The 12,262-nt window shown below is 64.8% G+C and carries 12 protein-coding genes; 10 read left to right on the forward strand and 2 right to left on the reverse strand.

Annotated features, from left to right (window positions below):
• Positions 1 to 32: 32 nt before the first annotated feature.
• The 10 genes from pyrR (at position 33) to AC3WL2_RS01175 (ending at position 10,787) form a co-directional block, all read left to right on the forward strand.
• Positions 33 to 551: a bifunctional pyr operon transcriptional regulator/uracil phosphoribosyltransferase PyrR gene (gene pyrR / locus AC3WL2_RS01130; protein WP_102682235.1), complete on the forward strand. Its 519-nt coding sequence runs from the start codon at positions 33 to 35 to the stop codon at positions 549 to 551.
• A gap of 12 nt (positions 552 to 563) precedes the next feature.
• Complete coding sequence (locus AC3WL2_RS01135) at positions 564 to 1,568, forward strand: aspartate carbamoyltransferase catalytic subunit (RefSeq protein ID WP_102682236.1); 1,005 nt, start codon at positions 564 to 566, stop codon at positions 1,566 to 1,568.
• Positions 1,565 to 2,836, forward strand: coding sequence for a dihydroorotase (locus AC3WL2_RS01140; protein ID WP_102682237.1), 1,272 nt, complete (start codon positions 1,565 to 1,567; stop codon positions 2,834 to 2,836). The genes AC3WL2_RS01135 and AC3WL2_RS01140 overlap by 4 nt, the downstream gene beginning before the upstream one ends.
• Positions 2,837 to 3,014: 178 nt before the next feature.
• Positions 3,015 to 3,545, forward strand: a complete 531-nt coding sequence (gene hslV, locus AC3WL2_RS01145; protein ID WP_011536056.1) for an ATP-dependent protease subunit HslV — start codon at positions 3,015 to 3,017, stop codon at positions 3,543 to 3,545.
• Positions 3,546 to 3,619: 74 nt separating this feature from the next.
• Positions 3,620 to 4,963, forward strand: a complete 1,344-nt coding sequence (gene hslU, locus AC3WL2_RS01150; protein ID WP_102682238.1) for an ATP-dependent protease ATPase subunit HslU — start codon at positions 3,620 to 3,622, stop codon at positions 4,961 to 4,963.
• Between the two features lie 87 nt (positions 4,964 to 5,050).
• Positions 5,051 to 5,428 carry a gamma-butyrobetaine hydroxylase family protein gene (locus AC3WL2_RS01155; RefSeq protein ID WP_102682239.1) on the forward strand — a complete coding sequence of 126 codons (378 nt, stop codon included), beginning with the start codon at positions 5,051 to 5,053 and terminating at the stop codon, positions 5,426 to 5,428.
• Between the two features lie 335 nt (positions 5,429 to 5,763).
• Positions 5,764 to 7,443 carry a class II poly(R)-hydroxyalkanoic acid synthase gene (gene phaC / locus AC3WL2_RS01160; protein WP_046853916.1) on the forward strand — a complete coding sequence of 560 codons (1,680 nt, stop codon included), beginning with the start codon at positions 5,764 to 5,766 and terminating at the stop codon, positions 7,441 to 7,443.
• Between the two features lie 64 nt (positions 7,444 to 7,507).
• Positions 7,508 to 8,359: a poly(3-hydroxyalkanoate) depolymerase gene (phaZ, locus tag AC3WL2_RS01165; protein ID WP_038706927.1), complete on the forward strand. Its 852-nt coding sequence runs from the start codon at positions 7,508 to 7,510 to the stop codon at positions 8,357 to 8,359.
• A gap of 126 nt (positions 8,360 to 8,485) precedes the next feature.
• Positions 8,486 to 10,168 carry a class II poly(R)-hydroxyalkanoic acid synthase gene (gene phaC / locus AC3WL2_RS01170; RefSeq protein ID WP_102682240.1) on the forward strand — a complete coding sequence of 561 codons (1,683 nt, stop codon included), beginning with the start codon at positions 8,486 to 8,488 and terminating at the stop codon, positions 10,166 to 10,168.
• Between the two features lie 4 nt (positions 10,169 to 10,172).
• Entirely contained in the window at positions 10,173 to 10,787 is a 615-nt protein-coding gene (locus tag AC3WL2_RS01175) for a TetR/AcrR family transcriptional regulator (RefSeq protein WP_046853913.1), read from the forward strand.
• An 85-nt stretch (positions 10,788 to 10,872) separates the two neighbouring features.
• Here AC3WL2_RS01175 and AC3WL2_RS01180 read toward each other — a convergent pair whose 3' ends face one another.
• Both AC3WL2_RS01180 and AC3WL2_RS01185 read right to left on the reverse strand, forming a co-directional pair.
• Positions 10,873 to 11,616: a phasin family protein gene (locus tag AC3WL2_RS01180; RefSeq protein ID WP_102682241.1), complete on the reverse strand. Its 744-nt coding sequence runs from the start codon at positions 11,614 to 11,616 to the stop codon at positions 10,873 to 10,875.
• Positions 11,617 to 11,626: 10 nt separating this feature from the next.
• Complete coding sequence (locus tag AC3WL2_RS01185) at positions 11,627 to 12,046, reverse strand: phasin family protein (RefSeq protein ID WP_102682242.1); 420 nt, start codon at positions 12,044 to 12,046, stop codon at positions 11,627 to 11,629.
• Between the last annotated feature and the right edge of the window lie 216 nt (positions 12,047 to 12,262).

Genomic DNA, 12,262 nt, shown 5'->3' on the forward strand with positions numbered 1-12,262 from the left:
CTTGCCGGCGCCCGCCTTCCGAGGAGCACGCAATGAGCCTACCCAATCCCGCCGACCTGATCCGGCAGATGGCCGTCGACCTTCGCGCCCACCTGGCCCGCCGCACGATCGCCGAGCCACGCTTCATCGGCATCCGCACCGGCGGCGTGTGGGTGGCCCAGGCCCTGCAGGCCGAGCTCGGCGACCAGAGCCCGCTGGGTACCCTGGACGTCTCCTTCTACCGGGACGATTTCAGCCAGAACGGCCTGCACCCGCAGGTGCGCCCCTCGGAACTGCCTTTCGAGATCGAAGGCCAGCACCTGGTGCTGGTGGACGACGTGCTGATGAGCGGGCGCACCATCCGCGCCGCGCTCAACGAGCTGTTCGACTACGGCCGCCCGGCCAGCGTGACGCTGGTTTGCCTGCTCGACCTGGATGCCGGCGAACTGCCGATCCGCCCGAATGTGCTTGGCGCCACCCTGTCCCTGGCCGCCCATGAACGGGTAAAATTGACCGGACCCACGCCGCTCGCCCTCGAGCGCCAGGACCTCGCTCCCGCATCCGCCCTTTAAGAGTCCCCCGCGATGACGCCATTCGACGCCAAGCGCCCGCTGCAGCTCAATGATCAGGGCCAGCTGCGCCACTTCCTCTCGCTCGACGGTTTGCCCCGCGAACTGCTGACCGAGATCCTCGACACCGCCGACTCGTTCCTCGAAGTCGGCGCCCGGGCCGTGAAGAAAGTCCCGCTGCTGCGCGGCAAGACCGTGTGCAACGTGTTCTTCGAGAACTCCACCCGTACCCGCACCACCTTCGAGCTGGCCGCCCAGCGCCTGTCGGCCGACGTGATCAGCCTGAACGTGTCGACCTCCTCGACCAGCAAGGGCGAGACCCTGTTCGACACCCTGCGCAACCTGGAGGCCATGGCCGCCGACATGTTCGTCGTGCGCCACTCCGACTCCGGCGCCGCCCATTTCATCGCCGAGCACGTGTGCCCGGACGTGGCGGTGATCAACGGCGGTGACGGCCGCCACGCCCACCCGACCCAGGGCATGCTCGACATGCTGACCATCCGTCGGCACAAGGGCAGCTTCGAGAACCTGTCGGTGGCCATCGTCGGCGATATCCTGCACTCGCGCGTGGCCCGCTCCGACATGCTCGCGCTCAAGGCGCTGGGCTGCCCGGACATCCGCGTGATCGGCCCGAAGACGCTGATCCCGATCGGCATCGAGCAGTACGGCGTGAAGGTGTACACGGACCTCGCCGAAGGCCTCAAGGATGTCGACGTGGTGATCATGCTGCGCCTGCAGCGTGAGCGAATGGCCGGCGGCCTGCTGCCCAGCGAGGGCGAGTTCTACCGCCTGTTCGGCCTGACCACCGCGCGCCTGGCCGGTGCCAAACCCGACGCCATCGTCATGCACCCGGGCCCGATCAACCGCGGCGTGGAGATCGAGTCAGCAGTGGCCGACGGCCAGCATTCGGTGATCCTCAATCAGGTCACCTACGGCATCGCCGTACGCATGGCAGTACTGTCCATGGCCATGAGCGGGCAGAACGCGCAACGTCAATTCGAGCAGGAGAACGCCCAGTGACCATCAGCATTATCGGCGCCCGGGTCATCGATCCTGCCAGCGGCCTGGACAAGGTCACCGACCTGCACCTCGACGGCGGGCGCATTGCCGCCATCGGCGCGGCTCCAGCCGGCTTCAGCGCCAGCCGCATGATCCAGGCCGATGGCCTGGTCGCCGCCCCAGGCCTGGTCGACCTCGGCGTCTCCCTGCGCGAACCTGGCTACAGCCGCAAAGGCAACATCGCCAGCGAAACCCGCGCCGCGGTCGCCGGTGGCGTCACCAGCCTGTGCTGCCCACCGCAGACCAAGCCAGTATTGGACACCTCGGCCGTCGCCGAACTGATCCTTGACCGCGCCCGCGAAGCGGCCAACAGCAAGGTCTATCCGATCGGTGCCCTGACCAAAGGCCTGGAAGGCGAGCAACTGGCCGAACTGGTGGCCCTGCGCGACACTGGCTGCGTGGCCTTCGGCAACGGCCTGAAAGAGATCCCCAACAACCGCACCCTGGCTCGCGCCCTGGAATACGCCGCCACCTTCGACCTGACCGTGGTGTTCCATTCCCAGGACCGTGACCTGGCCCAGGGCGGCCTCGCCCACGAGGGGCCGATGGCCAGCTTCCTCGGCCTGCCTGGCATCCCGGAAACCGCCGAGACCGTGGCCCTGGCCCGCAACCTGCTGCTGGTCGAGCAGAGCGGCGTGCGCGCTCACTTCACCCAGATCACCAGCGCCCGTGGCGCCCGGCTGATCGCCCAGGCCCAGCAGTTGGGGCTGCCGGTCACCGCCGATGTGGCGCTGTACCAACTGATCCTCACCGATGAGGCCCTGCGCGACTTCTCAAGCCTGTACCACGTGCAGCCGCCGCTGCGCACCGCCGCCGACCGCGACGGCCTGCGCGAGGCGGTAAAGTCTGGGGTGATCCAGGCAATCTCCAGCCATCACCAGCCCCACGAGCGCGATGCCAAGCTGGCGCCGTTCGGCGCCACCGAGCCAGGCATCAGCAGTGTCGAACTGCTGTTGCCGCTGGCCATGACCCTGGTGGAGGACGGCCTGCTCGACCTGCCGACCTTGTTGGCACGCCTGAGCAGCGGCCCGGCCACGGCCATGCGCCTGCCAGCCGGCGAGCTGAAAGTCGGCGCCGCCGCCGACCTGGTGCTGTTCGACCCGAAAGCCTCGACCGTGGCCGGCGAACACTGGTTCTCCCGCGGCGAGAACTGCCCGTTCATCGGCCACTGCCTGCCGGGCGCGGTGCGTTATACCTTGGTCGATGGGCACGTCTGCCACGAGGCCTGAGTAACGCCATTGCCTGGCAAGCCCGCTCCCACGAAGCCCCCGGGGTCATTGTGTGGAGCAGGCCTGCCAGGCAATGCCTTGAAACAACCATTCATCCCTCTCGGTTGAAATCCTTCCCCCCTCCCCCCATATGAGTCTGCATCAGGCACTTTCGCCCCGCTGCGTGGAGACTCTCCCCTTGACTACCATCGTTTCTGTCCGCCGTAACGGCAAAGTCGTCATGGGCGGCGACGGCCAGGTTTCCCTCGGCAACACCGTGATGAAAGGCAACGCCAAGAAAGTGCGGCGCCTGTACAACGGCCAGGTCATCGCCGGTTTTGCCGGTGCCACCGCCGATGCCTTCACCCTGTTCGAGCGCTTCGAAGCCCAGCTGCAGAAACACTCCGGCCACCTGGTGCGTGCCGCCGTCGAGCTGGCCAAGGAATGGCGTACCGACCGCTCGCTGAGCCGCCTGGAAGCGATGCTGGCCGTGGCCAACAAGGATGCATCCCTGATCATCACCGGCAACGGCGACGTGGTCGAACCCGAGGACGGGCTGATCGCCATGGGTTCCGGCGGTGGCTATGCCCAGGCCGCGGCCCGCGCCCTGCTGAACAAGACCGACCTGTCGGCCCGCGAGATCACCGAGGCCGCCCTGAACATCGCCGGCGACATCTGCGTGTTCACCAACCACAACCTGACCATCGAGGAGCAGGACCTGGCCGAGTGAATCAGTTGTTTTGGCGTCCCGCTCGCAGCGGGACTTTTCCACACTGATCACTGTGCTTGAGGACCCCACACATCATGTCCATGACCCCACGCGAAATCGTCCACGAACTCAACCGCCACATCATCGGCCAGGACGACGCCAAACGCGCCGTCGCCATTGCCCTGCGCAACCGCTGGCGGCGCATGCAGCTCCCCGCCGAGCTGCGTGCCGAAGTCACCCCCAAGAACATCCTGATGATCGGCCCCACCGGCGTGGGCAAGACTGAAATCGCCCGCCGCCTGGCCAAGCTGGCCAACGCACCGTTCATCAAGGTCGAAGCGACCAAGTTCACCGAGGTCGGCTATGTCGGCCGTGACGTCGAATCGATCATCCGCGACCTGGCCGACGCCGCGCTGAAGATGCTGCGCGAGCAGGAGATCGTCCGCGTGCGCCACCGCGCCGAGGACGCCGCCGAGGACCGCATCCTCGACGCCCTGCTGCCACAGGCGCGGGTCAGCAGCTTCAGCGAGGAAGCCCAGCAGAGCAGCAGCGACTCCAACACTCGCCAGCTGTTCCGCAAGCGCCTGCGCGAAGGCCAGCTGGACGACAAGGAAATCGAGATCGAAGTCGCCGAAAGCATGGGTGTCGAGATCGCCGCGCCACCCGGCATGGAAGAGATGACCAACCAGCTGCAAAGCCTGTTCGCCAACATGGGCAAGGGCAAGCGCAAGGCACGCAAGCTCAAGGTCAAGGACGCGCTGAAGATGGTCCGTGACGAAGAAGCCGGCCGCCTGGTCAATGAGGAAGAGCTCAAGGCCAAGGCCCTGGAGGCGGTCGAGCAGCACGGTATCGTGTTCATCGACGAGATCGACAAGGTTGCCAAGCGTGGCAACGTCGGTGGCGCCGATGTTTCCCGTGAAGGCGTGCAGCGCGACCTGCTGCCGCTGATCGAAGGCTGCACCGTCAATACCAAGCTGGGCATGGTCAAGACCGACCACATCCTGTTCATCGCTTCCGGCGCGTTCCACCTGAGCAAGCCGAGCGACCTGGTACCCGAGCTGCAAGGCCGCCTGCCGATCCGTGTCGAGCTCAAGGCGCTGACCCCGGAAGACTTCGAGCGCATCCTCAAGGAGCCGCACGCCTCGCTGACCGAGCAATACAGCGCCCTGCTCAAGACCGAGGGCCTGAACATCGAGTTCGCCGACGAGGGCCTCAAGCGCCTGGCCGAGATCGCCTACCAGGTCAACGAGAAAACCGAGAACATCGGTGCCCGCCGCCTGCACACCCTGCTCGAGCGCCTGCTCGAAGAGGTGTCGTTCAGCGCCGGCGACCTGGCCAGCGCCCACGACGAGTCGCCGATCCACATCGACGCCGCCTACGTCAACAGCCACCTGGGTGAGCTGGCGCAGAACGAAGACCTGTCGCGCTACATCCTGTAAGACCGCAGGGGGCCGCGTTGCGGCCCCCTTGCACAATGCCTGGAATCACTCGAAGCTTGCAGCTTGAAGCCAAAGAGAGAGTCACCCATGGCCCGCCTCCCCACCGCCATCAACCTGCACAAAGCCTCCAGAACCCTTACCCTCACCTACGCCCCCGGCGAGGTCTACCACCTGCCCGCCGAGTTCCTGCGCGTGCACTCGCCTTCCGCCGAAGTCCAGGGCCACGGCAATCCCATCCTGCAATTCGGCAAGATCAACGTCGGCCTCAGCGGCCTGGAACCGGCTGGTCAATACGCACTGAAACTGACCTTCGACGACGGCCATGACTCAGGATTGTTCACCTGGGAATACCTCGAGCAGCTGTGCCTGCGCCAGGAGCAGCTATGGGCCGACTACCTCGACGAATTGCACAAGGCCGGCAAATCCCGCGACCCGTCCGAATCGGTAGTGAAATTGATGCTCTAGCTCAAGCCCCGCAAGCTTTAGAGCGCATTTTCTAATCTCATCTGCTTGAATGCCTGGATGACGGCCAAAGATTGGCTGTCTTGCGCATTACACGAAAGTCGGGTAACCAATGGAGCTGGCAAGTTCCCTGCATCGCCTCCGGGCAGGCAGGGCCAGGCCGGTATGTAGAGGTCGCGAGCGAAAGCAGGTTGTCTTCACACGCAGAAACCCCCGCAGCTCATCATCGGCACGCATCCGGTCGCAGCACCGCTGTTCCTTATCACTGGTCACCCGAGTAGCAGTACCGGGCTGTCACAGCACACCGGTACTCGTCTCAGGACAACGGAGCGTCGTAGATGAGTAACAAGAACAACGATGAGTTGCAGCGGCAGGCCTCGGAAAACACCCTGGGGCTGAACCCGGTCATCGGCATTCGCCGCAAGGATCTACTTACATCGGCACGCACGGTATTACGCCAGGCCATGCGCCAGCCCTTGCACAGCGCCAAGCACGTGGCGCACTTCGGCCTGGAGCTGAAAAACGTCCTGCTGGGCAAGTCGGCGCTGCAACCGGAAGGCGACGACCGTCGCTTCAGCGACCCGGCGTGGAGCAAGAACCCCCTTTATCGCCGCTACCTGCAGACCTACCTCGCCTGGCGCAAGGAACTCAACGACTGGATCAGCGAGAGTGACCTGTCGCCGCAGGACATCAGCCGCGGGCAGTTCGTCATCAACCTGGTGACCGAGGCCATGGCGCCCACCAACACCCTCTCCAACCCGGCCGCGGTCAAACGCTTCTTCGAGACCGGCGGCAAGAGCCTGCTCGACGGGCTGTCCAACCTGGCCAAGGACATCGTCAACAACGGCGGCATGCCCAGCCAGGTGAACATGGAGGCTTTCGAGGTCGGCAAGAATCTGGGCACCAGCGAAGGCGCGGTGGTGTACCGCAACGATGTGCTGGAGCTGATCCAGTACAGCCCCATCACCGAGCAGGTGCACAGCCGCCCGTTGCTGGTGGTGCCACCGCAGATCAACAAGTTCTACGTATTCGACCTGAGCCCGGAAAAGAGCCTGGCGCGCTTCTGCCTGCGCTCGCAGCAACAGACCTTCATCGTCAGCTGGCGCAACCCGACCAAGGCCCAGCGCGAGTGGGGCCTGTCCACCTACATCGACGCACTCAAGGAAGCCGTCGACGCGGTGCTGGCAATCACTGGCAGCAAGGACTTGAACATGCTCGGTGCCTGCTCCGGCGGTATCACCTGCACGGCGCTGGTGGGCCACTACGCCGCCCTCGGCGAGAAGAAGGTCAATGCCCTGACCCTGCTGGTGAGCGTGCTCGACACCACTGTCGACACCCAGGTGGCATTGTTCGTCGACGAGCAGACCCTGGAAGCGGCCAAGCGCCACTCCTACCAGTCCGGCGTGCTGGAAGGCAGCGACATGGCCAAGGTGTTCGCCTGGATGCGCCCCAACGACCTGATCTGGAACTACTGGGTCAACAACTACCTGCTCGGCAACGAGCCACCGGTGTTCGACATTCTGTTCTGGAACAACGACACCACCCGACTGCCGGCCGCCTTCCACGGCGACCTGATCGAGATGTTCAAGAACAACCCGCTGATCCGTTCCAACGCCCTCGAAGTGTGCGGCACGGCCATCGACCTGAAGCAGGTCGACTGCGACATCTACAGCGTTGCCGGCACCGCCGACCACATTACCCCGTGGCAGTCGTGCTACCGCTCGGCGCACCTGTTCGGCGGCAAGATCGAGTTCGTGCTGTCCAACAGCGGCCATATCCAGAGCATCCTCAACCCCCCGGGCAACCCCAAGGCGCGCTTCATGACCGGCGAAGACCGCCCGGACGACCCGGTGGCCTGGCAGGAGAACGCGGTCAAGCATGCCGACTCCTGGTGGCTGCACTGGCAGGCCTGGCTGGGTGAGCGCGCCGGCGAACTCAAGAAGGCACCTACACGGCTGGGTAACCGCGCCTATACCGCGGGCGAGGCCGCACCGGGAACATACGTGCACGAGCGTTGAGCCGAACCGCCGTGGTGCGCCTGCTGGCGCAGCGCGGCGCTACTTTCACCACAGAGTCACGCGCATGCCGCAACCGTACATCTTCAGGACCGTCGAGCTGGACGACCAGTCCATCCGCACTGCGGTCCGCCCGGGCAAGCCCCACCTGACGCCGCTGCTGATATTCAACGGCATCGGCGCCAACCTCGAGCTGGTGTTTCCATTCATCGAGGCCCTGGACCCGGACCTGGAGGTCATCGCCTTCGACGTGCCCGGGGTGGGCGGCTCGTCCACGCCCCGTCACCCCTACCGTTTTCCCGGCCTGGCCAAGTTGACTGCAAGGATGCTCGACTACCTGGACTACGGCCAGGTCAACGTCATCGGCGTGTCCTGGGGCGGCGCCCTGGCCCAGCAGTTCGCCCACGACTACCCCGAACGCTGCAAGAAACTGGTACTGGCCGCCACCGCCGCCGGCGCGGTGATGGTACCGGGCAAGCCCAAGGTGTTGTGGATGATGGCCAGCCCACGGCGCTACGTGCAGCCCTCCCATGTGATCCGCATCGCGCCGCTGATCTATGGCGGCGGCTTTCGCCGGGATCCGGACCTCGCCATGCACCATGCCTCGAAGGTACGTTCGGGCGGCAAGCTGGGCTACTACTGGCAACTGTTCGCCGGGCTCGGCTGGACCAGCATCCACTGGCTGCACAAGATCCACCAGCCCACCCTGGTGCTGGCCGGCGACGACGATCCGCTGATCCCGCTGATCAACATGCGCCTGCTGGCCTGGCGGATTCCCAATGCCCAGCTACACATAATCGATGATGGCCACCTGTTCCTGATCACCCGGGCCGAGGCCGTCGCCCCGATCATCATGAAATTCCTCGAGCAAGAACGCCAACGCGCGGTCATGCACCCTCGGCCAGCGGCACGGGGGTAGGAAGGCTTTTTATTGCGTCAGCACGGGCCTTTGCGGGCACTCCCAGGTAGGTGATGCGAACCTGCAGGAGTAGCTTTACCCGCACCAAGGCCAACGCGGAAATGGATCTGACGAAGGAGTGTTGGCATGAAGGACAAACCGGCCAGAGGATCGACACCGGTCCCCGCCACGAGCATGAACGTGCAGAACGCCATTACCGGCCTGCGCGGTCGCGACCTGTTCTCGACCCTGCGCCAGGTCGGCCGGATCGGCCTGCGCAATCCGCTGCACACCGCGCATCACCTGCTGAGCCTGGGCGGCCAGCTGGGGCGCGTGCTTATCGGCGACAGCCCCTACCAGCCCCACCCGCGTGACGCACGCTTCAGCGACCCGACCTGGAGCCAGAACCCGTTCTACCGCCGCGGCCTGCAGGCCTACCTTGCCTGGCAGAAGCAGACGCGCCTGTGGATCGAGGAAAGCAGCCTGGCCGACGACGACCGCGCCCGGGCGCAGTTCCTGTTCAACCTGGTCAGCGACGCCTTCGCCCCCAGCAACTCGCTGCTCAACCCGCTGGCGGTCAAGGAACTGTTCAACACCGGCGGCCTGAGCCTGCTGCGTGGTGTCAGCCACCTGCTCGACGACCTGCGCCACAACGACGGCTTGCCACGGCAAGTGGACGAACGGGCCTTCGAGGTTGGCGGCAACCTGGCAGCGACCCCGGGCGCCGTGGTGTTTCGCAACGAGCTGCTGGAGCTGATCCAGTACAAACCCATGAGCGAGAAACAGTACTCCCGGCCGCTGCTGGTGATACCGCCGCAGATCAACAAGTTCTACATCTTCGACCTGAGCCCGACCAACAGCTTCGTCCAGTACATGCTCAAGCAGGGCCTGCAGGTGTTCATGGTCAGCTGGCGCAACCCCGACCCCCGTCACCGTGAGTGGGGCCTGTCCAGCTATGTGCAAGCCCTGGAGGAAGCGCTCAACGCCTGCCGCAGCATCAGCGGCAACCGCGACCCCAACCTCATGGGCGCCTGCGCCGGCGGCTTGACCATGGCCGCGCTGCAGGGCCACTTGCAAGCTAAGAAGCAGCTGCGCAAGGTACGCAGCGCCACTTACCTGGTGAGCCTGCTCGACAGCCAGTTCGACAGCCCCGCCAGCCTGTTCGCCGACGAACAGACCATCGAGGCGGCCAAGCGCCGCTCCTATCAGCGCGGCGTACTGGACGGCGGCGAGGTGGCACGGATCTTCGCCTGGATGCGCCCCAACGACCTGATCTGGAACTATTGGGTCAACAACTACCTGATGGGCAAGACACCGCCGGCCTTCGACATCCTCTACTGGAACGCCGACAGCACGCGCCTGCCGGCCGCGCTGCACGGCGACCTGCTGGATTTCTTCAAGCTCAACCCGCTGACCTTCCCCGAAGGCCTTGAGGTGTGCGGCACACCGATCGACCTCACGCAGGTCGGGCTGGACAGTTTCACCGTGGCCGGCAGCAACGACCACATCACCCCCTGGGACGCGGTGTACCGTTCGGCCCTGCTGCTCGGCGGCGACCGGCGCTTCATTCTGGCCAACAGCGGTCATATCCAGAGCATCATCAACCCGCCCGGCAACCCAAAGTCCTACTACCTGGAAAACCCCAAGCTCTCCAGCGACCCGCGGGCCTGGTTCCACGACGCCCAACGCCGCGACGGCAGCTGGTGGCCCCTGTGGCTGGAATGGATACTGCAGCGCTCCGGCACGCTCAGGACGCCACGCGACGACCTGGGCAGCACCACTTATCCACCGCTGGGCCCCGCGCCCGGCAGCTACGTACTGGCACGCTGACCGGATGAAGACCCGCGACCGTATCCTCGAATGTGCCTTGCAGCTGTTCAATCGCCAGGGCGAACCGAACGTCTCGACCCTGGAGATCGCCAACGAACTGGGGATCAGCCCAGGCAACCTGTACTACCACTTCCACGGCAAGGAGCCGTTGGTGATCGGCCTGTTCGAACGTTTCGAAGAGCAATTGATGCCACTGCTCGACCCGCCGCTGGACGTACGCCTGGATGCCGAGGACTACTGGCTGTTCCTGCACCTGATCGTCGAACGCATGGCCCAGTACCGTTTCCTGTTCCAGGACCTGTCCAACCTCACCGGGCGTCTGCCCAAGCTGGCGCGGGGCATGCGCAGCCTGATCAACGCTCTCAAGCGCACCCTGGCCGCACTGCTGGCCAGCCTCAAGGGACAGGGCCAGGTGACCAGCGAGACCCAGGCACTGGGGCAGTTGGTGGAACAGATCACCCTGACCCTGATGTGCTCGCTTGATTATCAGCGCGTGCTTGGCCGCGAGGGCGATGTCGGCGTGGTGGTGTACCAGGTGATGATGCTGGTGGCGCCACATCTGCAGGCCCCGGCGCGTATGGCGGCGGAGCAGTTGGCAATGAGGTATCTGGAAGGCTGAAACGATCGCGGGGCAAGCCCGCTCCCCCGAGTCCTGTGCAGGTTTCGTGGGAGCGGGCTTGCCCCGCGAGCAGTACGACCCGGTATCAGGCTTGGTTGGCCGCGTTCACCGGTGCCGACGGGGTGCTGCTGGCCGGAGCCGCGCTCGGTGCCGGGGCTGCGGTGGCAGCAGGCGCCGGTGCGGCGGACTTGGCTGCGGCAGGCTTGGCCGGCGCCGCTTTCTTCACGGCAGGTTTCTTGGCTGCTGCCGGTTTGGCAGCGGGCTTGGCCGCTACAGGCTTGGCCGCAGCCTTGACCGCAGGCTTGGCCGCCGCGGTTTTCGCCGCAGGTTTTGCCGCAGCGGTCTTGGCCGCAGGCTTGGCGGCCGCCTTGGCCAATGGCTTGGCGGCCGTCTTGCTGGCGCTGGCCTTGGAGATCGGGGTGACCGAGGCACCGGTCAGTTTCTCGATCTGCTTGGTCAGCGAATCGACCTGCTGGTGCAGGGCCTTGATCTCATTGCGGCTGGGCACGCCCAGGCGCGAGATGGCGCTGTTCAGGCGCTTGTCGAAGGCTTCCTCCAGCTCGCTCCACTTGCCCAGCGCGCGATCCTTCACGCCCGACACTCGCGAGTTGGTCGACGACTTGGCGCTTTCGGCCACGTCTTCGGCGGTTTTCTTCGCCTGTTTCTCGGCCTTCTCGCCGTCCTTCACCAGCGAATCGAACAGCTTCGGACCGTCCTGGTCGACCTTGGAGTAGATACCCAGGCCAGCCAACCAGATCTTGCGGGAGTACTTCTCGATTCCGCCGATCCAGGAGCTGCCTTCTTTCTCGGTGTTCTTCTTGCCAGCCATCCTGCTCTCCTTATGGTTTGTGCGCGACGCGCTCGAGCAGCTCGTGCAGCTGTTCAAGCTTGATGGACAACGCCTCAACGTCATGTTTAGACGGAATGCCGAGGCGATTCAAGGCGCGCCCCACCCGTGCGTCGAAAGCTTTTTCGATCTTGTCCAGTTGGATCTCTACCTTGCCGCGTACGCGACTGACTTCTTCAGCGGCTTCGTCGATCTGGTGGTTGGCAGCATCAAGCTCTTTATCGATGCGCTTCTTGCCACGCTTCTCGACACCTTCGCCGGCCTTGACCAGCTCATGGAAGTAGTCGGAGCCTTCCTGGCCGACCCGCGCATAAGCGCCGATCCCAGCCAGCCAGATCTTGCGCGCGTAGCCGCGCACTTCGCCCAGCGTACTCTGGGCGTCGTCCTTTTTCTTCACATTCACTTTGGCCATGCTCTGTACCTCATGCTCATGAGTGGAGGAGAACCGCCCATGAAGTTTGGGCTTGAGCATAAGGTAGGGGCAGGATTTAGAATCTTCACCCTAAGATCGCCACGCTGAAGTATCTACCGCAGCTGCTGCATGCTGGCGTTGCAGAATTCGGCTCCCTTTTCCCGGAGCCTTTGTCATGCCCCAGTCACCGACCTCGCCAGCGACATCGTTCAGGCA

It is taken from the genome of Pseudomonas sp. FW305-96 (assembly GCF_058783825.1).